Origin of the sequence: Roseomonas genomospecies 6, from assembly GCF_008365375.1 — a bacterium.
In the GTDB taxonomy this organism is placed as follows: domain Bacteria; phylum Pseudomonadota; class Alphaproteobacteria; order Azospirillales; family Azospirillaceae; genus Azospirillum.
On record NZ_QOKW01000002.1, the window covers coordinates 250019 to 274060 of the forward strand.

The 24042-nt window shown below is 68.6% G+C and carries 22 protein-coding genes and 2 tRNA genes; 7 read left to right on the plus strand and 17 right to left on the minus strand.

Going from position 1 to position 24042, the window contains the following annotated elements; genetic code table 11:
- The first annotated feature begins 1 nt into the window (after nucleotide 1).
- Nucleotides 2-1339, plus strand: coding sequence for an HlyD family type I secretion periplasmic adaptor subunit (locus DS843_RS03635; protein ID WP_149467539.1), 1338 nt, complete (start codon nucleotides 2-4; stop codon nucleotides 1337-1339).
- Between the two features lie 127 nt (nucleotides 1340-1466).
- Here DS843_RS03635 and DS843_RS03640 read toward each other — a convergent pair whose 3' ends face one another.
- The 11 genes from DS843_RS03640 to DS843_RS03685 all read right to left on the minus strand — a co-directional run bounded on the left by DS843_RS03640 (nucleotide 1467) and on the right by DS843_RS03685 (nucleotide 12989).
- Complete coding sequence (locus DS843_RS03640; RefSeq protein ID WP_149467540.1) at nucleotides 1467-2810, minus strand: glycoside hydrolase family 5 protein; 1344 nt, start codon at nucleotides 2808-2810, stop codon at nucleotides 1467-1469.
- A 321-nt stretch (nucleotides 2811-3131) separates the two neighbouring features.
- A complete protein-coding gene (locus DS843_RS03645) occupies nucleotides 3132-4643 on the minus strand; it encodes a carboxypeptidase M32 (protein ID WP_149467541.1) in 1512 nt (503 codons plus the stop codon).
- A 12-nt stretch (nucleotides 4644-4655) separates the two neighbouring features.
- On the minus strand, nucleotides 4656-5393 hold the full coding sequence (locus DS843_RS03650) for an SURF1 family protein (protein WP_149467703.1): 738 nt from the start codon (nucleotides 5391-5393) through the stop codon (nucleotides 4656-4658).
- Nucleotides 5394-5398: 5 nt separating this feature from the next.
- Nucleotides 5399-5833 (minus strand): DUF983 domain-containing protein, encoded by a 435-nt coding sequence (locus DS843_RS03655; protein WP_475849037.1) that lies wholly within the window; start codon nucleotides 5831-5833, stop codon nucleotides 5399-5401.
- 31 nt (nucleotides 5834-5864) lie between these two features.
- Complete coding sequence (locus tag DS843_RS03660; RefSeq protein WP_286191915.1) at nucleotides 5865-6743, minus strand: cytochrome c oxidase subunit 3; 879 nt, start codon at nucleotides 6741-6743, stop codon at nucleotides 5865-5867.
- Nucleotides 6744-6814: 71 nt separating this feature from the next.
- Nucleotides 6815-7435: a cytochrome c oxidase assembly protein gene (locus tag DS843_RS03665; RefSeq protein ID WP_149467542.1), complete on the minus strand. Its 621-nt coding sequence runs from the start codon at nucleotides 7433-7435 to the stop codon at nucleotides 6815-6817.
- A gap of 37 nt (nucleotides 7436-7472) precedes the next feature.
- Nucleotides 7473-7607 (minus strand): hypothetical protein, encoded by a 135-nt coding sequence (locus DS843_RS31720; RefSeq protein ID WP_256380051.1) that lies wholly within the window; start codon nucleotides 7605-7607, stop codon nucleotides 7473-7475.
- The gene (gene cyoE, locus DS843_RS03670; RefSeq protein WP_149467543.1) at nucleotides 7604-8533 is read right to left on the minus strand and encodes a heme o synthase; all 930 of its coding nucleotides are present in this window, start codon (nucleotides 8531-8533) and stop codon (nucleotides 7604-7606) included. Before cyoE ends, DS843_RS31720 begins: the two co-directional genes overlap by 4 nt.
- Before the next feature lie 82 nt (nucleotides 8534-8615).
- Nucleotides 8616-10229, minus strand: coding sequence for a cytochrome c oxidase subunit I (gene ctaD / locus DS843_RS03675; protein ID WP_149467544.1), 1614 nt, complete (start codon nucleotides 10227-10229; stop codon nucleotides 8616-8618).
- 66 nt (nucleotides 10230-10295) lie between these two features.
- Nucleotides 10296-11156, minus strand: a complete 861-nt coding sequence (gene coxB, locus DS843_RS03680) for a cytochrome c oxidase subunit II (protein WP_149467545.1) — start codon at nucleotides 11154-11156, stop codon at nucleotides 10296-10298.
- A 471-nt stretch (nucleotides 11157-11627) separates the two neighbouring features.
- Nucleotides 11628-12989: a DUF3422 family protein gene (locus tag DS843_RS03685; RefSeq protein WP_149467546.1), complete on the minus strand. Its 1362-nt coding sequence runs from the start codon at nucleotides 12987-12989 to the stop codon at nucleotides 11628-11630.
- A 169-nt stretch (nucleotides 12990-13158) separates the two neighbouring features.
- Here DS843_RS03685 and tldD point away from each other — a divergent pair, with 169 nt between their 5' ends.
- The 3 genes from tldD to DS843_RS03700 all read left to right on the plus strand — a co-directional run bounded on the left by tldD (nucleotide 13159) and on the right by DS843_RS03700 (nucleotide 17565).
- Nucleotides 13159-14592: a metalloprotease TldD gene (tldD, locus tag DS843_RS03690; RefSeq protein ID WP_149467547.1), complete on the plus strand. Its 1434-nt coding sequence runs from the start codon at nucleotides 13159-13161 to the stop codon at nucleotides 14590-14592.
- A 162-nt stretch (nucleotides 14593-14754) separates the two neighbouring features.
- Nucleotides 14755-15279: a glycine cleavage system transcriptional repressor gene (locus DS843_RS03695; RefSeq protein WP_149467548.1), complete on the plus strand. Its 525-nt coding sequence runs from the start codon at nucleotides 14755-14757 to the stop codon at nucleotides 15277-15279.
- 210 nt (nucleotides 15280-15489) lie between these two features.
- Entirely contained in the window at nucleotides 15490-17565 is a 2076-nt protein-coding gene (locus tag DS843_RS03700; protein WP_149467549.1) for a YjbH domain-containing protein, read from the plus strand.
- A 22-nt stretch (nucleotides 17566-17587) separates the two neighbouring features.
- On the opposite strand, the gene DS843_RS03705 is transcribed toward DS843_RS03700, so the two are convergent.
- Nucleotides 17588-18220 carry a hypothetical protein gene (locus DS843_RS03705; RefSeq protein ID WP_149467550.1) on the minus strand — a complete coding sequence of 211 codons (633 nt, stop codon included), beginning with the start codon at nucleotides 18218-18220 and terminating at the stop codon, nucleotides 17588-17590.
- A 329-nt stretch (nucleotides 18221-18549) separates the two neighbouring features.
- Here DS843_RS03705 and DS843_RS03710 point away from each other — a divergent pair, with 329 nt between their 5' ends.
- Complete coding sequence (locus tag DS843_RS03710; RefSeq protein ID WP_149467551.1) at nucleotides 18550-18714, plus strand: DUF1328 domain-containing protein; 165 nt, start codon at nucleotides 18550-18552, stop codon at nucleotides 18712-18714.
- 204 nt (nucleotides 18715-18918) lie between these two features.
- Here DS843_RS03710 and DS843_RS03715 read toward each other — a convergent pair whose 3' ends face one another.
- On the minus strand, nucleotides 18919-19614 hold the full coding sequence (locus DS843_RS03715; protein WP_149467552.1) for a sigma-70 family RNA polymerase sigma factor: 696 nt from the start codon (nucleotides 19612-19614) through the stop codon (nucleotides 18919-18921).
- Nucleotides 19615-20367: 753 nt separating this feature from the next.
- Between DS843_RS03715 and DS843_RS03720 the strand changes: the two genes are divergently transcribed.
- A complete protein-coding gene (locus DS843_RS03720; protein WP_286191916.1) occupies nucleotides 20368-21204 on the plus strand; it encodes a transglycosylase SLT domain-containing protein in 837 nt (278 codons plus the stop codon).
- Between the two features lie 75 nt (nucleotides 21205-21279).
- Here the strand turns inward: DS843_RS03720 and DS843_RS03725 are convergent.
- From DS843_RS03725 to DS843_RS03740, 4 genes are all read right to left on the minus strand, one after another.
- Nucleotides 21280-21355 (minus strand) — tRNA-Glu (locus tag DS843_RS03725).
- A gap of 37 nt (nucleotides 21356-21392) precedes the next feature.
- Nucleotides 21393-21468: transfer RNA gene (locus tag DS843_RS03730), tRNA-Glu, on the minus strand.
- 69 nt (nucleotides 21469-21537) lie between these two features.
- Entirely contained in the window at nucleotides 21538-22587 is a 1050-nt protein-coding gene (locus DS843_RS03735; protein ID WP_149467553.1) for a threonine aldolase family protein, read from the minus strand.
- Entirely contained in the window at nucleotides 22584-22910 is a 327-nt protein-coding gene (locus DS843_RS03740) for a hypothetical protein (RefSeq protein WP_149467554.1), read from the minus strand. Before DS843_RS03740 ends, DS843_RS03735 begins: the two co-directional genes overlap by 4 nt.
- 46 nt (nucleotides 22911-22956) lie before the next feature.
- Here DS843_RS03740 and DS843_RS03745 point away from each other — a divergent pair, with 46 nt between their 5' ends.
- Nucleotides 22957-24009 carry an RluA family pseudouridine synthase gene (locus DS843_RS03745; RefSeq protein WP_149467555.1) on the plus strand — a complete coding sequence of 351 codons (1053 nt, stop codon included), beginning with the start codon at nucleotides 22957-22959 and terminating at the stop codon, nucleotides 24007-24009.
- The last annotated feature ends 33 nt before the right edge of the window (nucleotides 24010-24042 follow it).

Here is a 24042-nt window from a genome sequence, read left to right on the forward strand (position 1 = left end):
CATGACGGCAACCGACATGATCCTCAGCCGCCACACCATCCCGGCGGAGCCGCGCCACGCGGAGCCCTCCATCGCCGGGGCGGTCCGGGCGGGATGCGCGGTGATCGCCCTGGCGCTGGGCGCCGGGCTCGGCTGGGGCTTCCTGGCCCCGCTCGACGGCGCCGCCCACGCGCCGGGCACCGTGGTGGTGGACGGCAACCGCAAGACCGTCCAGCATCTGGAGGGCGGCATCGTCGCCGAACTGGCGGTGCGCGACGGCGACACGGTGGCCGCCGGCCAGACCCTGCTCCGCCTGGAAGGGACGCAGAGCCGCGCCACGCTGGAGGAGCTGGTCAACGAACAGGCCGCCGCCCTGGTGCGCATGGCCCGCCTGCGCGCCGAGTACGCCGGGCAACGCGCCTTCTCCGTCCCCAAGGACATGGTGGACGGGGCACCCGCCGCCCGGCGCGCCCTGGCCGTGCAGCAACAGCTTTTCGCCGCCCGCTGGACCCGCCACGACGGCGAGATGGCCGTCCTGCGCGAACAGCGCCTCCAGGCCGAACGGGAGGTGACGGCCCATCGCGCCCAGGAAAGCTCGGCAGCGGAGCAGATCGTCTTCATCGAGGAGGAACTGGCCGGGGTGCTGGACCTGTTCAACAGGGGGCTGGAGCGCAAGACGCGGGTCCTGTCGCTGAAGCGGGCCATGGCCGACCTGACGGGCACCCGCGATCAGGCCCGCGCCCGCGCCCTGCTGGCCGAGCAGGCCGTGGCGGTCGCCGATGTGCAGATCCATGCCAAGGAGACGGCCCGCCGGTCCGACATCGCCGCGGACATGGAGGAGGCGCAGAACGCCCTGGACCAGACCGCCGCCCGCCTGAAGGCCGCCCGCGACGCGGTGGAGCGCACGGAGGTCCGCGCCCCCGTTCCGGGCCGCGTGGTCAAGCTGAACGTCTTCACCGTGGGCGGGGTGGTGAAGCCGGGCGAGCCGCTGATGGACATCGTTCCGGGCAGCGGCCCGCCGACCATCGAGGCGCGCATCGACCCGCTGGACATCGACGTGGTGAAGGCCGGCCAGACCGCGCAGGTCCGCCTCAGCGCCTTCTCGTCCCGCCGCACGCCGCCGATCGACGCCACCGTCCTGGACGTCTCCGCCGACCGTTTGACCGATCCCACGACCAACGCCCCCTACTTCGTGGCCCGCGTCCGTCCGCTGCCCGGCGCGCTGGAGCGCCTCGGCCCGGCGGCCCTGCATCCGGGCATGCCCGCGGACGTGTTGATCGCGACGGGCAAGCGCCGGGCCATCGACTATGTGCTGGCGCCGTTGCAGGACGCCATGGCTCACGCGCTGACCGAGGATTGATCCGGTGGCGGGTGCCGCGCCGATCCCTCGGCCCATTGACATTTTCAATGGAGCCTCCGGGAAACCCGGCACGGTTCAGGCCGCTTGTCCCTTCCCCGGGGTGGGAGAGGGACAAGCGGCCAGCCCGTCAGGCGCCGGTGTGCAGGTCCAGCGGGTCGTGATGCAGCGCCGACGCATCGTGCGCGGCATCCGCCGGCTGAAGCTCCACCGCCGTCTGGGCGGCGAGCGCGGCCTCCACGGACGCGGCGGCGCCGTGGTCCACCGGTTGCGGCTGGGCCACCGTGTGGGACAGGACGTTGATGTCGCCCTCTCCCCCGTCCAACGCCAGGGCCTGGGCCTTCGCCGGGGACCAGGCGGCCTTGGCCGGGCTGCCGCCGCCGTCGAACAGGCCTTCCTTGATGGCGTTGTACTTGGTCTGGTCGACCGTCTGCCAATCGTCCTTCAGGATGCCGCCGGTGTCGCCCGAGTTCGGGTTCCACGACCAGTAGGTCCAGCTCGCCCCTTCCTTGCCGGCGCCCAGGTCGTTGGTGCCGTTGCCGTCCAGGTCGCCGTTCATGTAGTCGATGAGCTTGGCCATATAGGCCTTGTCCTGGTCGGTCTCCAGCTTGCCGCCGAACTCGCCCACCAGCACGGGGGCCTTGTTGTCCTTCAGCAGCCAGCCCCAGTTGTCGGTGTACTGGCCCGGCAGGTTGTTCGGATAGTCGCTGGCCTTGAACCACTCCATCTCATGGATGGACGGGCCGTAGGAGTGGACCGAGTAGACCAGCTTGTCCGGATGATCGAACTCGATCGGGCGGTCCTTGGCGCCGCGCAGGTTGCCGCCCCACCATTCCCACTGGTTCTCGTGGATCTCGACGCCCTCGACCAGCAGCAGCCAGTCCTTGTTCACGGACTGGATGGCGTTGCCGATGCGCTCCGCGGCCCAGGCCCAGTCGGTGGCTTTGTCGCCGCCGCCCCAGGTGGCCTGACCGTGCGGCTCGTTGTGCAGGTCGGCGCCGATGACCGTGTCGTTGCCCTTGTAGCGCTCGGCCAGCATCTTCCAGTTTTCGATCATCTTCGACTCCGGGTACTTGTCGTCGTACCACAGGCCGTTCTCGTTGGCCGACGCACCGTCGCTGGAGCGGTGGTGGTCGAGGATGACCTTCATGCCGATGCGCCCGGCGTAGTCGATCACCTTGTCCATGACCTCAAGCGGGGACTTGTTCGCGAGGTCGGGATTCTTGGAGGTGTCGATGCCCGTCGCCCGGTCGGCGTCCAGCGCCGCGTCGCTCCACGGCAGACGGATGGTGTTGAAGCCCAGCTCCTTCATCTGCTCCATCATCCCCCAGTAACCGCGCATGTCCATGCCGTTGGGGTTGAAGACGAAGCCCTCTCCACCGAACCAGTTGACGCCGGTCAGCTTGACGTTCTGGCCCGACGAATCGACGATCTGGTTGCCGTCCGTGTGCAGGAAGCCCTTGGCGATGCTCATTGTTCTCAGCCCTCGTTGCCAATCGCGTTGGGCTGGAGGCTGGAGGCTTATGGTTAACGAAATATTGCCGGGAATGTCGGGCAATTGCTGCAATCCATGGCATGTGTGACCATGTCCGGAAGAATGGATTTCTGTGGCATTTGAGCCAATGGAGACGCGGCGAGTGCTTGCGCTGCTTTGAGGCTCTTTTGAAGCCGAATCGCATCTCCGGTCTGGGCGGGATGTGGAAGCGAAGGAGGATTACCGTTCAGCCTTTTGCGTGCGGCAGATTTTTGGGTTCTTCTGGCCTGATGGGGACGAATGGAGGGGGCAAGCGCCCCGCTACACGCCCAGATACCGGCTCTCCAGATGCCGCCGGAACACTGCGGCGTCGAGCGGGCGCCCCGTGGCCGCCGTCAGCAACTCGTCGCCCGAGGCATGCAGACATCCCTTGCCGTGCACGTTCACACCCAGCCACGCCACCAGCGGCCCGAGGTCACCGCGCGCCAGAGCGGGACGGATCTCGGGATCGGCCTGCGCCGCGGCCTCGAAAAGCTGGGCGGCGGTCATGGCGCCCAGCGTGTAGCTGGGGAAATAGCCCCAGGCGCCGGACGGCCAGTGGATGTCCTGGAGACAGCCCAGCCGGTCGTTCGGAGGCGCCACCCCGACCAGTTCCAGCATGCCGTCGTTCCAGGCGCCGGGCAGGTCCGCCAGGGCGAGGTTCCCGCCGATCAGCGCCTTTTCCAGCCGGTAGCGCAGGATGACGTGCGCCGGGTAGGTCACCTCGTCGGCGTCCACGCGGATGAGGCCGCGCTCCACGCGGCTGTAGAGGCGGCGCAGATTGTCCGGTTCCCAGGCGGGGCCGGAGCCGCCGAACGCCTCCCGCGCGACCGGGGCCAGCCAGCACAGGAACTCCGGAGAGCGGCAGGCCTGCATCTCCACGATCAGCGATTGGCTCTCGTGCACCGCCATGCCGCGGGACTGCCCGACCGGCTGGCGCAGCCAGTCGCGCGGGCGCCCCTGTTCGTAGAGCGCGTGCCCCGTCTCGTGCATCACGCCCATCAGTGCCTTGGTGAAGTCGTCCTCGTCGTAGCGGGTGGTGATGCGCACGTCCCCGGTGGCCCCGCCGCAGAAGGGGTGCAGCGACACGTCCAGCCGCCCGCGGGTGAAGTCGAAGCCCGCCGCACGCATCAGCCGCTCGCCCAGCGCCTTCTGGTCGGCGACGGCGAAGGGACCCTCGGGCCGCAGCGGCGCCGGTTCGGCGGCCTGACGGTCGAGGACCCGCCCGATCAGCTCCGGCAGGAATCCCGCCAGACCGGCGAACAGGGTGTCGATCCGTTCGGACCGGGCGCCGGGGTCGTGTTCGTCCAGCATGGCGTCGTAGGGCGACAGGTCCATGGCCGCCGCCTTGGCCTCTCCGCACTCCCGCACGCGGCGCAGCACCTCCGACAGGCTGGGCAGCAGCATGGCGAAGTCGCTGTCCGCCCGCGCGGTGCGCCACGTCATCTCGCAGGCGGAGATGGCCTTGCTGGTCGCCTCGATCAGGTCGGCGGGCACGGCGGTGGCGTGGCGGTGGGTGCGCCGCATCTCCCGCAGGTTGGCCGCCTGCCAATCGTCCAGCCCGTCCCCGTCCAGCCCGCCCGAGGACTCGGCCTCGGCAAGCCAGTCGGCCACGCGGGGGTCGGTTTCCAGCTCGTGGGCGAGCACCGTCAGGGTCGCGGTCTGCTCCGCCCGCCCGTCGCTGGAGCCGTCGGGCATCATGGTCTGGCTGTCCCAGCTCAGAATGCCCAGCGCGTCGCCGATGGCGGCGATCCGGGCGAAGCGGCGTTCCAATTCCTGATAGGCAACGCTCATGGGACGCAACTCCTAGGAAGCCGGACCGGTTCTCCGGCGTTGGGACAGGACATAGACGACGGCCAGCGTCGCGGCGAGGCTATACCAGGTGAAGGCGTATTGCGCGTGGTTGTTGGGCAGTTCGACCAGCGGCTGGATGCCGTTCAGCGGCGCGTTGCCGCGCGCCGGGTCGGGCGTGGCCTCCACCACCAGCGGGGCGACTCCCGCCAGCCCGGCGGAGGCCGCCATGGCCGGCGGGTCCAGCCGCATCCAGGCCTCCGCCCCCGGCCGGTTGGCCGGCTGGAGCCAGCCGGCGGGCTGCGGCAGACGGACCAGACCGGTGACGGTCACCGGCCCCTCGACACGGCTCTCCGGGCGGTTGGCCGCGGCGCGCTTGTCCAGGGGGAGGAAGCCGCGGTTGACCAGCACCACGCCGCCGCCATCGGCCTCCGGGCGTTGCAGCGGGGTCAGCAGCTCGTAGCCGACCTGCCCCTGCCGGGGGCGGGCGATCAGCAGCATCTCCTTGTCGTTCAGGAAGCGCCCGGTCACCGTCACCGGACGGAACTCCAGCGCCTCCGGATCGGCGATGGAGGGTGGCAGCGGGACGGGGGCGGCGTGCAGGCGCTGCTCCACCCGGCGGACCAAATCCTCCTTCCATTCCAGCCGCTGCATCTGCCATGTGCCAAGCCCCAGCATGACCAGAACGGACGGCACGGTGATGAGCGTCGCCCACAGCGACGGGCGGAAGCGGCGGGGTGCGGCGGCGGTCATGGCGGTCACGCGTCCGGGTCCTCCAACTCGTTGCGGCGGTGGCGGTACTGGAGCGCCACGACATAGGCCTTCGCCGGGCGCAGCATGCCGAGCGCCAGCCCCAGCACAACGACGCTCCAAACGATGGCGTGCAGCCACAGCGGCCAATCCACCGACATCGACACCCACAGCGCCACCGGCACGACCAGGAAGCCCAGGATGAAGATCAGGAACACCGCCGGTCCGTCGCCGCTGTCCTGCCGGGCGAGGTTCAGGCCGCAGACCGCGCAGCGCTCGTTGACCGTCAGGTAACCCTGGAACAGCTTGCCCCGCCCGCAGCGCGGGCAGGCGCAGCGCAGGCCGGCGGTCAGCGGCGACAGGTTGGGATAGTAGGTGGACAAATCACCCGCCTCCTCTTGGAACGGGAAACCCTTCTCCCCGGCGGAGGAGAAGGGCTTCACGAAGGGCTTCACAAGGCGACAGGGGGTTCGATCAATGCCCGCTGGTGGCGCCCAGCGACCCCCACCAGTAGATCGACACGAACAGGAACAGCCACACCACGTCCACGAAGTGCCAGTACCAGGCCGCCGCCTCGAAGCCGAAATGGCTCTTCGGGGTGAAGTGGCCCTTCATGGTGCGGAACCAGCAGACCGCCAGGAAGATCGTCCCGACGATGACGTGGAAGCCGTGGAAGCCGGTCGCCATGTAGAAGGTGGACGGGTAGATGCCTTCCTTGAAGCCGAAGGCGGCGTGGGCGTACTCCCAACCCTGGAAGAAGGTGAACATCACGCCCAGCAGGACCGTCAGGCCCAGCGCGCGGGCCGCCTCGCTGTTGCGCCCCTCCAGAATGGCGTGGTGCGCCCAGGTGACGGTGACGCCCGACAGCAGCAGGATCAGCGTCATCATCAGCGGCAGGTGGAAGGTTTCCAGCACCGTGATGTTCGGCGGCGGCCAGACGCCCTGCGGGTTCTCGGCGAACACCTTCGGGTAGAGCGCCGCGTCGTAGAAGGCCCAGAAGAAGGCGGCGAAGAACATCACCTCCGACGCGATGAACAGCGCCATGCCGTAACGCAGGCCGATCTTCACCACCGGGGTGTGCGCCTTCTCGCGCACCGCCTCCTTGATGACGTCGCGCCACCAGCCGAACATCACGGCCAGCACGGACGCGAAACCGAGCGCGGCCAGCAGCCAGCCCCCGTCGTGCATGTAGATGACCATGCCCGTCGCGAACAGACCGGCCGCGAAGGCGCCCAGAAGGGGCCAGGGGCTGGGCTTCACCAGATGGTAGGGATGCGGTATGCCCGCCTCTTCGCCCGCGCCGTGCGCGGAGGCTGGGGGGTGCGGCATATGCGCGTGCGTGATGTCGGCCATCGTCTCTTTCCAACCCCGGTTTGTTTCGCCCGATTTCTTCGCTCAGACTGTCTCTTTTTTTAAAGGCGCCCTCAGTTCGCCGCCGTGCCGGTGCTCGTCGCACCCGTCGCCTGGGCGGCGTGCTGCGCCAGCACCTGATTCTCGTCCTTGGCACGGAAGAAGGTGTAGGACAGGGTGATGGTGGTCACGTCCTCCATCGCCGGGTCCTCGGCCAGCGCCGGATCGACGAAGAAGGCCACCGGCATGTCCACCGACTGTCCGGGCTCCAGCACCTGCTCGGTGAAGCAGAAGCACTCGATCTTGTTGAAGTACTTGCCCGCCTTGTCCGGCGTGACGTTGTAGAGCGCGGTGCCCACCGTGGGGCGGTCCGCCCGGTTCGCGGCCTGATAGGCGGCCAGCCCCATCTCGCCCAGCTTCACCGTCAGCTCCCGCTGCTCCGGCTTGAAGCGCCAGGGCAGCGCGTTGTTCACGTCGGCGTTGAAGCGGACCTTGATGACGCGGTCCACTTGGCGTTCGGGAGCGGCATCGGCCCGCTGGGTGGTGCCGCCGAAGCCGGTCACCTGGCAGAACAGCGCGTAGAGCGGCACCGAGGCGTAGGCCAGCCCGACCATCCCGAAGACGAGGCCGAACAGCCCGCCCAGGAACAGTCGGTTCTTCCGCTTCAGCCGGTCATTCTTGGGTCTGTCGCTCATCACGCTGTGCCCTCCCCTGCCGTTCCGGTCGCGGCGGTCAGTGCCCGCCCATCCGCACCAGCGTGATGACGTAAAACATCACCACCAGCCCGATCAGCGCGGCCAGGACCGCGTAGTTGCGCCCGCGCAGCCGCTTGCGGCGCTCCTCGTGGGATTCGTCCATGATCGTCATGCCCCGCCTCCGCTCGTCAGGATTCCGGTCACCAGATGCTCGCCCATCAGCAGGGCGAACAGCAGGAACAGGTAGAGGATCGAGAAGCCGAACATCTGCTTGGCCGGCTTGTCGTCGGTCGCGCGCAGAACGCGGACCGCGCACAGCACGAAGAAAGCGCCCAGCAGGCTCGACCCGATCAGATAGGCAAGGCCGCCGATGCCCAGGAAGTACGGCGCCACCGCCACCGGCAGCAGGACCAGCGTGTAGGCCAGCATCTGCCGCTTGGTGGACTCCGGCCCGGCGACCACCGGCATCATCGGCACACCGGCGCGCGTGTAGTCGCCGTTGCGGAACAGCGCCAGCGCCCAAAAATGCGGCGGCGTCCACAGGAAGATCAGCAGGAACAGCAGGATGGAGGGCAGTTCGACCCCGCCCGTCACCGCCGCCCAGCCGATCATCGGCGGGAAGGCGCCGGCGGCCCCGCCGATCACGATGTTCTGCGGCGTCCGCCGCTTCAGCCACATCGTGTAGACGAAGACGTAGAAGCCGATGGTCAGCGCCAGCAGAGCCGACGCCGCCCAGTTGACCGCCAGCCCCATCACCACGACGGACGCCGCCGCCAGGATCACCCCGAAGGCCAGCGCGTTCTCCGGCTCCACCCGCCCCGACGGGATCGGGCGGCGGACGGTGCGGGACATCACCGCGTCGATGTCGCGGTCGTACCACATGTTGATGGCGCCCGAGGCCCCGGCCCCGACCGCGATGCACAGCACCGCCACCGCCGCCAGCACGGGGTGCAGGTGGCCGGGCGCCAGCACCATGCCGGCCAGCCCGGTGAACACCACGAGCGACATCACCCGCGGCTTCAGCAGCTCGATGTAGTCACCCGGCGTCGATCCGGAGACCGGACCTGTCGAGACCCGTTCAATGCTCAGGTCCGTCATTCTGCACTATCCTCTGGCTTTTCGGCTCTCTGGCCGGAGGCAGCCTCCCGGCACCCCCGGCGACTTGGTCACGTCCAAACGGTCACTTCACCTGCGGCAGCGTCTCGAAGGCATGGAACGGCGGGGGCGAGCTGACGGTCCACTCCAGCGTGCCCGCCTGCGGACCCCAATAGGCCGCATCGACCTTCTCGCCGCTGCGCAGGGTCTTGTACGCGATCCACACGAACAGAAGCGTGGACGCGAAGGAAAGATACGCCCCGAACGAGGAGATCATGTTCCAGCCGGCGTAGGCGTCCGGATAGTCCGGGATGCGGCGCGGCATGCCGGCCAGACCCAGGAAGTGCTGCGGGAAGAAGACCAGGTTCACGCCGATGAAGGTCGTCCAGAAGTGAACCTTGCCCCAGAACTCCGGATACTGGCGCCCCGACATCTTGCCGATCCAGTAGTACCAGCCGGCGAAGATCGAGAAGACCGCACCCAGCGACAGCACGTAGTGGAAGTGCGCGACCACGTAATAGGTGTCGTGCAGCACGATGTCCATGCCGCCGTTGGCCAGCACCACGCCGGTCACGCCGCCCACCGTGAACAGGAAGATGAAGCCCAGCGCCCACAGCATCGGCACCCGGAATTCGATCGACCCGCCCCACATGGTGGCGATCCAGGAGAAGATCTTCACCCCTGTGGGCACCGCGATGATCATCGTGGCGGCGGTGAAGTAGGCCTTCGTGTCGACGTCCAGACCCACCGTATACATATGGTGTGCCCACACCACGAAGCCGACCACGCCGATGGCGACCATCGCGTAGGCCATGCCCAGATAGCCGAACACCGGCTTGTGCGAGAAGGTCGAGACGATGTGGCTGATGATGCCGAAGGCCGGCAGGATCATGATGTAGACTTCGGGGTGGCCGAAGAACCAGAACAGGTGCTGGAACAGGATTGGGTCGCCGCCGCCCTCCGGATTGAAGAAGCTGGTGCCGAAGTTGCGGTCGGTCAGCAGCATGGTGATGGCGCCGCCCAGCACCGGCACGGCCAGCAGCAGAAGGAAGGCGGTCACCAGCATCGCCCACACGAACAGCGGCATCTTGTGCAGCGTCATGCCCGGCGCGCGCATGTTGAAGATGGTGGTGATGAAGTTCACCGCGCCCAGGATCGACGAGGCACCGGCGAGGTGAAGGGCGAAGATCGCCATGTCCACCGACGGCCCGCTCTGGCCCAGCGGCGAGGACAGCGGCGGGTAGATCGTCCAGCCCGTGCCGGCCCCCTGCCCCACGAAGGCGGAGCCGAGAAGCAGCATGAAGGCGGGGACGATCAGCCAGAAGCTGATGTTGTTCAGCCGCGGAAAGGCCATGTCGGGCGCGCCGATCATCAGCGGCACGAACCAGTTGCCGAAACCGCCGATCAGCGCGGGCATCACCACGAAGAAGACCATGATGAGGCCGTGCGCGGTGATGAGCACGTTCCAGACCTGCCCGTCCGCGAGGAACTGCATCCCCGGCGACTGGAGTTCCAGCCGCATGATCACCGAGAACAATCCGCCGATCAGCCCGGCGATGACCGAGAAGATCAGGTAGAGCGTTCCGATGTCCTTGTGGTTCGTGGAGAAGAACCAGCGCTCGACGAAGCCCGGCATGTGGTGATCGTGGTCATGCCCGTGGCCGTGTCCCTGCGCTTCCCCCGGATTGGCATTTGCCATGTCTCTAACCCTCGCGTCGGCGGAATGATTTTTCTTTGAGGTGCCGCTGCATCCAAAGCGTGAGGCTCACTGGACGGCCCCGGCGGACGGCAGCCCGGCGGATGGCATTTGGGCGACGTCGCGCTTGGTGTCGGGCGTCCCGTAAGCGGTCTTGGCCTTCTCGACCCACTGGGCGAAAGCCTCCTTCGACACGGCCTCGACCGCGATCGGCATGAAGGCGTGGTTGATGCCGCAGATCTCGGAGCACTGGCCGTAATAGACGCCTTCCTTCTCGATCCGCACCCAGGTCTCGTTGGCGCGGCCCGGCACGGCGTCCTTCTTCACGCCGAAGCTCGGCACGGCCCAGGAATGGATGACGTCGCCCGCGGTGACCAGCACGCGCACCGTGGTGTTGACCGGCAGCACGACCCGGTTGTCCACCTCCAGCAGGCGCTTCTGGCCGGGTTTCAGTTCCGATTCCTGGATCATGTAGCTGGAGAAGGCGATGTTGTCGTGGTCGGGATATTCGTAATCCCAGTACCACTGCCGCCCGGTGACCTTGATGGTCATCTCCGCTTCGGGGACCCGTTCGGCCTCGTAGAGCAGCTTGAAGGACGGCACGGCGATGACGATCAGGATGATGACCGGTATCACCGTCCAGGCGATCTCCAGCGCCGTGTGGTGCGACGTGGTGGACGGCACCGCGTTCTTCTTGGCGTTGAAGCGGATCGCCACCCAGGCGAGGAGCCCCGCCACGAGAAGCACGATGGCGACGATGATGACCGTCAGCAGGTCGTGGAACGAATCCATCGAATGCTTGACCGGAGTGGCCGCCTCCTGAAGCCCCAATTGCCAGGGGTGGGGTTCGGCGGCGGAACCGGCAGCGGCAAATCCACACAAAGATGTCAGCGCCGCCAGAAAGGCAGCGTTCAGGGTCTGCGTCTTCATCCCCAACCCTCTCGTTGCCCGTCGCCCACGGTCTCGGGCGGCGGTCGTCCCTTCCCGCCGGACCCGCCTTCGCCCCTGTTTCTCTGGTGCGTTCCGGCCCTGTCGGACGGAAACGCGGCCGGGCGTTGCGGCGGTGCCGGTTTATGCAGGGATCGTGCCGTTTTTTGGTGGCGCGACCCCGCAGCGCGAGCTTAACCCTGCACTGCGCTTGGGAACAAGTCAGGTGTCCCTACACGAAAGACATAGGCGCAATACCGGTTTCAGGCCCACATAAGAACAGAAGTTGAGTTTCGGTGTCGGCTTCGCACTGCGACAAGCTGTCGCAGTTTGATGGTATAGCGAATTGTTTCGGAAAATCAAGTTTTTAGGCTTGCATGGCTGCGCCGCCGGACGCAAGCGACCTTGCGCGGACGGCCCCTTTCGGACCCCGCGCCGCCTCCGCCGGATTAGATCGGAAAAGCTCCCGGACCGTCAGTGCCCGCCGGTGATGACCTTGCGGATTCGGCGCACGCCGGACCAGACGAAGGCGATGACGATGGGAATCATCAGCCCGACCAGCAGATCGGGATCGACCTTCATCCCGAGTCCCTTCACGCCCTTGGCCGCGTAGCCGACGATGCCGACCAAGTAATAGCTGATCGCCACCACCGACAGCCCCTCCACCGTCTCCTGGAGGCGGAGTTGCAACTGCGCCCGCTTGTCCATGGAGAGGAGAAGCTCCGCGTTCTGCCCTTCCACGGCGATCTCCACACGGGTGCGCAGCAGGTCGCTGGCGCGGGCCACCCGCTGGGACAGGGCGTGCAGGCGCGATTCCACGGCCTCGCAGGTGCGGATGGCCGGGGCGAGGCGGCGGTCCATGAACTCGCCCACCGTGGGCAGGCCCTCGATGCGGATCTCGCGCAGCTCCACGATCCGCTTTTCCACGAGGTTGTAATAGGCCCGCGCCGCGCCGAAGCGGTAGGCGGTCTCCGCCGCGATCTGCTCGGTCTGGGCGGCCAGCAGGGTCAGCCGGTCCAGAAGCTCCCGCTCGTCGTCCAGCCCGCGCAGCGTGGCGATGCGGGTGGTCAGGTCGGCCAGATCGGCCTCGATCGGGCCGATGCGCGGCAGCACGCCGCGCGCCACCGGAAGCGCCAGGAGCGCCATCACCCGGTAGGTCTCGATCTCCAGGAGGCGCTGCACGACGCGGCCCGCCTGGTTGGGGGTCATGGCGTGGTCGGCGATGAGAAGGCGCGAGAAGCCGTCGCCATGAATGCGGAAGTCCGTCCAGGCCGTCGCCGCCCGCCCGGAAATGCGCGTCCCGATGTAGCTCTGCGAGCCGAACATGGCCGCCAGCATGTTGGACGACGGCTCCGGCGATTCGGCGTCCAGCACGGCGACATGGACGCCGACCATCAGTTCCCCCGGAAGCCCGGCCAGCCATTCTCCGGGGACCGCGTTCAGCGCCGGTTCCAGAAAGGGGTCGACCAGCACGCCCGCCGCGGACGCGGCGCTGGGGCGGAAGACGGTCCAGGTGGAGAATTCGGTGTGCCGCTCCCACTTCAGGCGGAAGCTGCCGAAGGAGCCGCTGTAATGGGTGGCCCCGGCGGGCGGGCGCGGAACGCCGGCCCAGTCGCACAGCTTCTCCAGATGCAGCCGGTCCGCCTCCGACGCGCCCTCGCCCGACAGCATCGCCAGCATGGTGGCGCGCACCGGGGTGGACAGCGTTTCCGGCGGACGGGTGTGCACCTCGTTGGTCAGGGTCACGCGCAGGGCGTGGTTCTTCAGGGGATGGGCCAGGGAGCGGGCGGAGTCTCCGTTGCCCTTGCGGCCCACCGCCAGCGCGTCGTCGGTCATCGCGGCCACTCCCCTTCCAAGCCCCTTTTGCCCAAGGACGACGAGCCTTGCCGGATGGGCCGCCCGTCGCCACACTATAGGTCTGATCTTAGAGCACATCGCGGTTGCGGGCGCGAGAGCGCCGGTGCCGTGGTGTCGTCCTACGAAAGACCGACAGCCCGGAGTCCCCATGAGCGCGCTTGCCGTCACCGACGATCTGTTCTTCAACCGCGCCGGCCTGGACCGTTCCCGTGTGGAGGGGGTGGTCGCCGACGCGCTGCGGGGGACGGACGACGGTGAACTGTATCTGGAATATTCGCAGAGCGAATCGCTGGGCTGGGACGACGGCAAGCTGAAGTCCGCCAGCTTCGACACCACCCAGGGGTTCGGCCTACGCGCCATCGCCGGGGAGGCGACCGGCTTCTCCCACGCCTCCAGCCTGTCGGAGGACGCCATCCGCCGCGCCGCCGCGACGGTGCGCGCCGTCCAGGCCGGCCACGCCGGCACCTTCGCGGAGCCGCCCGCCGGCACCAACCGCGCGCTCTACATCCCGGACAATCCCCTGCCCCTGGTCCCCTTCGAGGCGAAGGTGAAGCTGCTGGCGGAGATCGACGCCTACGCCCGCGCCAAGGACCCGCGGGTGCGGCAGGTTTCCTGCTCGATCAGCGGCGAGTGGCAGGCGGTGCAGATCATCCGCGCCGACGGCGTGCGCGTGGCCGACCTGCGCCCGCTGGTGCGGCTGAACGTCTCCGTCGTGGTGGCCGAAGGCGACCGCATGGAAACGGGCGGCCATGGCGGCGGCGGGCGCGTCACCTACGAACACTACATGCAGCCGGAGACGTGGCGCGCCTTCGTGGACGAGGCGTTGCGCTCGGCGCTGGTCAACCTGTCCTCCGTCCCGGCCCCGGCTGGGGAGATGACCGTCGTTCTCGGCAACGGTTGGCCGGGCATCCTGCTGCACGAGGCCATCGGCCACGGGCTGGAGGGCGACTTCAACCGCAAGAAGACCTCGGCCTTCGCCGGGCTGATGGGCCAGCGCATCGCCGCGCCCGGCGTGACCATCGTGGACGACGGCACCATCGAGAACAGCCGCGGCTCCATCACCGTGGACGACGAGGGCACCCCCGGCCAGTGCACCACGCTGATCGAGGACGGTATCCTGGTCGGCTACATGCAGGACCGCATGAACGCCCGCCTGATGGGCATGCGCCCGACCGGCAACGGGCGGCGCCAGAGCTTCGCCTGCCACCCGATGCCGCGCATGACCAACACGGTGATGCGCCCCGGCGCCTACGCGCCGGAGGAGATCATCAAGTCGGTCAAGAAGGGCCTCTACGCCAAGAATTTCGGCGGCGGACAGGTGGACATCACCAACGGCAAGTTCGTCTTCTCCGCCAACGAAGCCTACCTGATCGAGGACGGCAAGCTCGGCCCGGCGGTGAAGGGCGCGACCCTGATCGGCAACGGCCCGGACAGCCTGACGCGCGTGTCGATGATCGGCAACGACACGAAGCTGGACCCCGGCGTCGGCACCTGCGGCAAGGACGGCCAGGGCGTGCCCGTGGGCGTCGGCCAGCCGACCCTGCGCCTGGACGGCCTGACCGTGGGCGGCACGGCGGCCTGATGTTTCCCTTCTCCCCGCTGGGGAGAAGGTCAGGATGAGGGGGCGCCGAAGGCGCGCCACGCCGACTCATCCGGCGTTTTTCTTCGCCCTGCCGGGCGCATCGCCCCCTCACCCACCCCTCTCCCCAGCCGGGAGAGGGCTCCAGCATCGGAGGCTCCCCCCGTGTCGTCCCTCGCGCTGGTTTCGACCTTCTGTCCCGACCGCGTCGGCCTCGTTTCGGCGGTCACCGGCCATCTGTTCGGGCTGGGCGCCAACCTGCGCGACGCGACCTTCGCGGTCATGGGCTCCGGGGCGGAGTTCTCGGCGGTCTGCGAACTGCCGGGCGGCGTGACGGTGGAGGAAGTTCAGGAGGGGCTGTCCAGCCTGCCGGAACTGGAGGGCGCGCAGATCAAGGTCACGCCCTTCGATTTCGACCCCAACCCCGGCCCGCTGGCCCGCATCACCCACCGGGTGGAGGTGTCGGGCGGCGACCAGCCGGGCCTGATCGCCCGCCTGTCGGAGATCTTCACCCAGTTCGAAGCGAACATCGTCCGGCTGGACGCCCAGACCCTGCCCGACCACGAGGGCGGTCGCTACGCCATCCGCTTCGCCGTTTCCATCCCGCCGGAGCGCGCCGCCACCTGCCTGTCCGCCATCGCCAACACGGCGGAAACCATGGGCCTGACCTGCACCGCCGTGGCGCCGTAGCCCCTCTCCCGCCCCGGGAGAGGGAGGGGCCCATGCGCAGCATGGGAGGGTGAGGGTGCTGCCAAAAGATCAGCGCCTTGATCCTTGCACGACCCTCACCCGCCCGCTTCGCGGGCACCCTCTCCCGAGACGGGAGAGGGATTAGGGTTGCATTCATACGCATGACAATGCCATGGATCGGGAGCTTTCCCCGACCAACTCCACCATGGCGTGAAACGCGTTCTCCTCGCCCTGACGCTGTCACTCACGACCCTACCCGCCCGGGCGGAGGGGCTTGAGGCGACTCTGTCCGACTGGGGAGGCGCCGGGCTGCTCCAGACGCCGACCGCGCGCGGGCTGCCGGACGGCACCGTCACCGCCGGGCTGACCGTTCTGGGCGGCCTGCACCGGCATGTCTTCGCCGGGGCGCAGCTTCTTCCCGGCCTGGAGGTCACGCTGCGCGACAGCGTGTATCCAAGCTGGCACGGCCTCAGCGAACCGGGGGTGGACGCCAAGCTGCGCCTGCTGCGCGAAGGACCCTGGTGGCCGGCGATCGCCGTCGGCGGGCGGGATGTCACCGGCACCGGGCTGGACTTGCCCGGCAAAGGCCGCTTCGCGGGGGAGTATCTGGTGGCCTCCCGCCGATGGTGGGACGTCGATTTCAGTCTGGGGATCGGCTGGGGCGGGCTGGGCGATTACGGGCATTTTCGTAGCCCGCTGCGCTTTCTCGGCGGGCGCTTCAAGCGCGACCGCAACCCCGCCGACGCGTCCTCCCGCGGACCGGAGGCGTGGTTCACGGGGGAGCGCGCCGCCCTGTTCGGCGGGGCCGAATGGCACACGCCGCTGGATGGGCTGAGCGTCAAGCTCGAATACAGCGCCGACGGTTTCCGCGCCCAGCAGCAGGACGACCCGCGCTTCCGCCCCGGCCTGCCGTTGAACGCCGGCCTCGCCTACCGCCCCTGGCGCTGGCTGGACCTGGGCGCCGGCATCGAGCAGGGATCGCGGGCCATGCTGCGCCTCGCCGCCCGTTTCGACCCGCGGGAGGAGGCGGAAGCCTCCCCGCGGACGCCCCCGCCCGCGGTCGGCGCCCGCCCTGCCTCGCCGGAGTCCGCCCTGCCCGCCGCGGACCTGGTGGCCCTGGCCCGGCTTCACCGGCTGCCCGCCCGCGCCGGTCTGATCGCCGGGGACCGCGCGGCCCTGTGGCTGGACCCGGCGGGAACCGGCACCGCCCCGCTGGCGCAGGAGGTGGGGCGCGCCGCCCGCCTGCTGGCCGACGGCGCCCCGCCGAAGGTCGAATGGCTGACCGTGGTCACCGGCAGCGCGGGGCTGGACGGCACCGCCGTCACCCTGTCGCGCCGGGAGGTGGAACGGGCCGCCCGCAAGCGCGGCAGCCCTGAGGAGATCTGGCGCACCGCCCGTGTGGAGCGCTCCGCCGGCCCACCCCCGGACTGGCCGGCACGGCTGACCCTGACCCTCACCCCGACCGCCGAGGTCAGCCTGTTCGAGCAGAGCGCACCGCTGGTGCAGCGGACCTACGGCGACGCGGTGATGACGGCGGAGCCGTTGCGCGGGCTGGTTCTCAGCGGCGGGCTGCGGGTGAACGCCAGCCACAACCTGCACCGTCTCGACACCAACGCCATCCCGGCGGCGGAGCCGGTGCGCAGCGACCTGCCGCGCTACGCCGACCGCGTCGGCGGGGTGGAACGGCTCTACGGGGCGTGGCTCGCGGCGCCGTCCGAGGCGTGGAGCACGCGCCTGTCCATCGGTCATTTCGAGGAGATGTTCGGCGGCGTCGGGGCGGAGGCGCTGTACCGTCCGCCGATGGCGCGCTGGGCGCTGGGGCTGGACCTCAACCGCGTCTGGAAGCGCCCGCCGGAGGAGGTTCTGCGGATCGCCCGCGAAAGCGGACGCGACACCGGCCATGCCAGCCTCTATTGGGAGGCGCCGGGGGCCGCCACGACGGGCGCGCTGCGGCTGGGCCGCTATCTCGGCGGGGATTGGGGCGGCACGCTGGAGCTGATGCGCGCCTTCGACGGGGGCATGAACCTGTCCGCCCACATGACCTGGACGGAGGGTCCGGAGGGTGGGCAGAGCCGCTATGGCGGGCGGCTGGACCAGGGGATCGCGCTGGTCGTGCCCTTCTCACCCGGTGGTTCCTGGCCGCCGGACGGGCGTTTGGCGACCGCGGTGCGTACCCTTGGACGCGACGCGGGGCAACGGCTGCGCCAGCCATTGCCCCTGTACGATGCGTCGGTCCCGGCGGGCTATGGCCGCCTGACGGGATCGTGGCCGCGGCTGATGGACTGAACCGACCGCGGCGATTGGGAGATCAGCGGATTTCGGAGATCGTCCCGGTGTTGGCGTCCAGCAGCACGGTGCTCCAGGTGCCATTGGCCGACTGGGCCTCCGCCACATAATTCTCGCCCTGCTTGCGGAAGTCGCGGACGGACGTGAAGCCGGCGGCGCTGAAATAGTTCAGCAGCGAGGTCTGCATCAGCTCCTTGCGGTTCTGCCCGCGCTCTGCCCGCCGGTTCGTGTTCGGATCGACGTTCATGATGACCTGCCGGTTGCCCTGCATGGTGCCGGCGGCCGATCCGGTGGTCCCCATGGCGCCGCTGTTCGGCATGGCGTTGTTCATGCCGCCGGTGCTGCCGTAGGTGCCGGGCGTCCCGTAGGTGCCGGTGCTGCCGTAGGTGCCCGCGGCGCCCGACGCGCCGGTGCTGCCGCTGGTCGCGCGGTCGGGCATGCGGCCGTCCGGCGTCCGGCTGTGGGTCCGGTCGCTCCAGGGGTCGGTCCGGTCGCCGGGCAGGCTTTCCACCTGCGGGCTGGTGGTCGGCAGACCCGACGGGCTGGAGCGCTCGTAGGGAACCTGCGGCGCGTTGTTCTGGTAGGTCTGGGCCATCGCGGCGGGAGCGGCGGCCAGCGTCGCGGCGAGAACGGCGAGGGACAGTTTGGCGTTCATGGCTTCCTCTTCTCTCGATACGGCGTCTCGCACCGGCGGAGCGGTGCCGCGCCTTCTTCGCCCGCAAGGCCGGAACCGAGCGGGCTGGCGTCCCCGACAACAGCCCTTGCGGGCCGTTGTTTCGGTCAAGCCAGCGGTATCGGGATGTCCCTCCCCCATTTGGGACCCACCCTACCCAAAAAAAGCCCCTTGCGTCGGCGGTATCGGGGAACCTTTCAGTCCGGCGCAGTGTTCTGCACAGTACTGATCGCTCTTCACAGAGTAGGACGTCAACAGACTGCGCGCCGGACGAGCCGTAACGCGCTTCGGGCCGAGCGAGGGAGGTTAGGATGCTCTACTGGGCACTTGTTTTCTTCGTCATCGCGCTGATTGCCGGCGCACTCGGTTTCGGCGGAGTTGCGTCGGCCTCTTCGGGCATCGCGCAAATCCTGTTCTTCCTTTTCCTGGTCTTGTTTGCCGCGAGCTTGATTCTGGGCCTGGTCAGGCGCCGCTAGACCCAGCGCCCGCCCGGATGGGTCCGGGCGGGCGGTTTCCCGCAGTGCGCCCGCGTTCGGCCTCCACGTCTCGAAGGGTTCGGACGCGCGAGTACCCCCAAAGCCTCTCGATGTTAGCCTCGCACCTGACCGGCAACGCCCCATCCGGAGCGTTGCCGGTCTCTCTGTGCCGGCATCCATGGGAAACAGTGGAAAGCGGGAGGATCAGTCCTCGTCGGTCGGGCTGTGCCCTTCCATGAGCTGGCGCAGCGCGCGCCGCCCGCGCGACAGGCGGGACTTCACGGTGCCGATGGAAATGCCCAGGATGTCCGCGGCCTCGCCGTAGGAGATGCCCTCCAGCCCGATCAGCAGAACCACCTCCCGCTGTTCGGTCGGCAGCAAGCCCAGCGCGCGTTTCAGGTCGCGCAACTCCAGCCGCACGAACTGCCCGCCATGGGCCGCGCCGATGGCCGCCTGCCCTTCCCCATCGATATCCACCACCGTCTGCCGGCGGCGGATGCCATTGATGTGCAGGTTGCGCAGAATCGTGAAGAGCCAGGCGCGCAGGTTGCTGCCGGGCCGCCAGAGATGAAGGCGTGACAGCGCTCGTTCCAGGCACTCCTGGACCAGATCGTCGGCCAGCGTGGCGTCCCGCACCATGGCGCGGGCGAAACGGCGCAGACGCGGAATTTCCGCCTCGATCTGCGCGATGACCGCCGGATCGGGAGGCGCCAGCGGCGCGGAGGGCTCCTCCGCATCGGTTGCGTCCTCGACCTCTATGCCGTCCTCGGCCTCGCTCGCAACGTTCAACTCATCCTCGTCCGCACGGCGGCTTCCCATCACCGGCTCTAGGGCGACGGGGTCGAGCGGCGCGGGGCTGCTTGCCGGACGGCGCAAGGAACTCGCGACGTGGTTCGCCATCGGTGGAACGCTGCCTCCCTATGTACCGAAAGATGTGCCGATCATTCCAGGCGCGTCTGAAAACGCCCGAACCATCGCTCCGGCCCCCGTCTTGCGCCGAATGCGCCCGGGTGTAACCGGATTCTCCAACGACCATCGTCGGTCCATCAGTACGTAATGGCCCACCTAAGGGGCTGCCAGTTGGGAAAAAGGCTAGGACATTGCGCAATTTGGCGAGATTACCTCGAACATGCCATGGATTGTCCGATTGCTCCCATAGCACTCGATTGCGGATGATGTATCGTTCCCGAACTTACGGGAGGCTTCATGACTTTGCTCAAAAGGAAAAGGCCGGCTGGCTCGCACCAACCGACCTCAAATCTCCTTTGCGGGATAGCCATGTCTATGGCCAACGATGAATTCGTTCATTCATCCATCCGCAGGTCCGCTGCCAGCGGTTCTTCTTCTCTGTATAGGCGGCGTTTCCGTCCCTTAGCGGAAGTCTTATTTCATTATGGTCCGCTTCCCCTCTTGACTGGGACCATATCGCGTTACGTCTTTCGCGGACAGCCGGACGTTGGCGCTAGCACAGCCATCTTCCCGCATACACCGAAAGACCGGGCGCCCTCACCAATTGGCAAAACCCTTGTCCGGACGGCGAAAGCCGCGTCGGCGCTGGCCGTCGGCGGGCTTCTGGCGTCCCTTTTAGCGGCCGTACCCGCCGCGGCCCAGTCCCAGAATCCCCAAGGCGCGCCCGACCGCACCATCCGTGCCTTGGAGGCGCTCGCGAACAAGGGCAGCGCCCGCGCCCAATACGAGCTGGCCATGCGGTACGAGGTGGGCAAAGGGGTGAACCGCGACGAGCGGCTGGCCCTCTCCCTCTACTGCCGCGCGGCCCGCCAGGACTATCCCGAGGCGGCCTACCGCGCCGGGCGCATGCATCTGGCCGGGCGGGGGGCGGTGTCGAAGGACGAGGAGCTTGGCCGCTCCTGGCTGCGCCGCGCCGCCCTGCTCGGCAGCGAGGACGCGACGCAGATGGTCAAGCCGGCCAGCGCCAAGAGCAAGGCGCCCGACCGCTGCGAACCGCCGAGCGTGCGCTGGGGCGTGATCCGCATGCCGCCCAAGGAAATCCGCGCCATGGTCACCAAGATGGCGCCCACCTACGGCCTCGACCCGGAGCTGGTGCTGGCGGTCATCGCCGTGGAGTCGGGCTACCGCGTGGACGTGGTGTCGGAAAAGAACGCCATGGGGCTGATGCAGCTCATCCCCGAAACGGCGGAGCGGTTCGGCGTGACCAAGCCCTTCGACCCTGAGCAGAATCTGCGCGGCGGCATGAAGTATCTGCGCTGGCTGCTGGCCTATTTCGACGGGAACGTGACCCTGGCGCTGGCCGGCTACAACGCCGGCGAAGGGGCGGTGGTGCAGTACAAGGGCGTCCCTCCCTACCGCGAGACGCAGGATTACGTGGTGAAGGTTCACAGCGTCTACCCGCGCCGCGTCCATCCCCACGACCCCGGCGTGGTGCGCTCCGCCGGCCTCCCCGCCGCAAGGCAGGAGGAGGTGGCCGAACTGAGCCTGTCCAGCCGCTCGGGCGCTTCCGCAAAACGCTGACGCCGAAAACGACGACGGCCCGCCGAATGGGCGGGCCGTTGGTCGTTTGTACCGGAAACTTGTAGCCGGAAAGGATGGCGTCCCCTAGGGGATTCGAACCCCTGTTACCGCCGTGAGAGGGCGGTGTCCTAGGCCTCTAGACGAAGGGGACCTTCACCGGGCGATGCTCGGTTGCCAGCCGATCGAAGTGGCGTCCCCTAGGGGATTCGAACCCCTGTTACCGCCGTGAGAGGGCGGTGTCCTAGGCCTCTAGACGAAGGGGACAGTCTTTCGTCGTCTGACGACGTGGCGTCGTCGGCGTGGGCGGGTTTTTAGCGAACCCGCCCCACCCGATCAAGCCTTTTCTGACAGATCTTTTGCGATTTTCAGAAAAGAATTCACGACGGCCTGCGGCGTGTCGAAGGCGGTGACCAGACGCAGCAGATCGCCCTCCCACCGGTAGAAGCGGTAGCCCGCGGCCTCCAGCCCGTCGGCCACCGCGGCGGGCAGGCGCACGAAGACCTCGTTGGCCTCCACCGGATAGGCCAGCTCCGCCCCCGGCAGCGCGGCGAGCCCTTGGGACAGCCGGTCGGCCATGGCGTTGGCATGGCGGGCCAGCCGCAGCCACAGGTCGTCGGCCAGCCAGGCGTCCAACTGCGCCGACAGGAAGCGCCCCTTGGACACCAGATGGCCGGCCCGCTTGCGGCGGAAGCCGAAATCCTCCGCCAGGGCGGGGTTGAAGAAGACCACCGCCTCGGCGGCGAGGCAGCCGCCCTTGGTGCCGCCCAGCGACAGCACGTCAACCCCGGCCTTCCAGGTCACCTCCGCCGGGGCGCAGCCCAGCCGGGCCACCGCGTTGGCGAAGCGCGCGCCGTCCATATGCACCGCCATGCCGTGGGCGTGCGCCGCGTCCGACAGGGCCGCCACCTCCTCCGGACGGTAGACCGTGCCGGCCTCCGTCGCCTGGGTCAGGCTGAGGGCGGCGGGCTGCACCTTGTGCACCACGCCGATGCCCGCCCCGGTCAGCGCCGCGGTCAGCGCGGCGGGGGTCAGCTTGCCGCCCTCCCCCGCCAGCGGCACCAGCTTGGCCCCGCCGGTCGCCATTTCCGGCGCGCCGCACTCGTCGACGTTGATGTGGCTTTCCTGGTGGCAATAGACCGCCCCGAAGGGCGGGACGAGCGCCGACAGGGCCAGCGCGTTGGCCGCCGTGCCCGTGGCGACCGGGAAGACCGTCACGTCGGCCTCGAAGATGGCGGACAGGCGGCGGGTCACGGCTGCGGTCAGCGGGTCCAGCCCATAGGGATCGGCGGACCCGACCGAGGCCGCGGCCAGCGCGTTGACCACCTCCGGCGCCGCGCCGGCCACATTGTCGCTGCGGAAGTCGTGGATGAAGGGAGTGCTCATGGCGCGGCGGCTCCGGTGGTGACGGTCACGGCGATGGCGCCGGTGCGGGGGTCCATCACATAGAGGCGGTCCGGAGCGTCCGGTGTGGTGACGCGGAACACGACGCGGTTGCCGACCGCCACCGGATCGCCGATGCGCGCGCCCGCCGGCAGGCCCAGCACGACCTCCTCCGTCCTTCCCGCGGCAGGGACGGGCCGTTCGGTCTCGGCACCGGACCGGCGGTCCGGATCGCTCATGCGCTTGTAGAGTTCGACGCCGATGATCGCGAAGCCGGCGATGATCATCACGCCCATGAGGACGACGAGTACCTTGAGGAACTGCACGGTTTGGGGTCCACTCTCGCGCGGATGTGAGGAGTTTTGCCGAACGATGCCCGAACGCACCGAAATCGACGACGATGACGACGAATACACCGGAACGGAGGACGGCGAAACCGCCGAAGGCGGGCACCGCCACTGGGAGGTTCCGGCCGAATCCGGCGGGCAGCGGCTCGACAAGGCTCTGGCCGCGGGCCTTCCCGGCCTGTCGCGCTCGCGCGTGCAGGCTCTGCTGGAGCGGGGCTGCGTCCGCGACGGCAGCGGGAAGGCGGTGACCGATCCCTCCGCGAAGGTCAAGCCCGGCCAAACTTTCGACGTTTTCATCCCCGAAGCTGAACCTGCACAGCCCGAAGCCCAGGACATCCCCCTGGACGTGGTCTATGAGGATGAGGACGTGTTGGTGATCGACAAGCCCGCGGGCATGGTGGTCCATCCCGCCGCCGGCAATCCGGACGGCACGCTGGTCAACGCGCTGCTCGCCCATTGCGGCGACAGCCTGTCGGGCATCGGCGGCGTGCGGCGCCCGGGGATCGTCCACCGTCTCGACAAGGACACCAGCGGCCTGATGGTCGTCGCCAAGAACGACCGCGCGCATCACGCGCTGACGGAGCAGTTCGCCGGCCGCACGCTCAGCCGCACCTACCGGGCGCTCGTCTGGGGAGTCCCCTCCCCCCGCGAGGGACGGATCGAGGGCAACATCGGGCGCAGCAGCACCGACCGCAAGAAGATGGCCGTGGTCACCGGCGGCGGAAAGCACGCGGCCACCCGCTACCGCGTCGTCCGCTCCTTCGGCACCGCGCTGGCGCTGGTCGAATGCACGCTGGAGACCGGGCGCACCCACCAGATCCGCGTGCACATGGCGCACATCGGCCATCCCATCGTGGGCGATCCGCTCTATGGCAAGGGGCGTTCCGGACGCGCCGGCGGCAAGCACGCCTCGGCCCTGCCGGAACCCCATCGCGAACGGTTTGTTGGCTTTCCGAGACAGGCGTTGCACGCCGCGGGGCTGACCTTCCGGCACCCCGCGACGGGGGAGACGGTCCGCTTTCAGGCACCCCTTCCCGCGGATATTAAAGATTTGTCAGATTTCTTAGAATCGCTGTAATCCACTATACCCACGCGCAGAAGTCGGTTATTC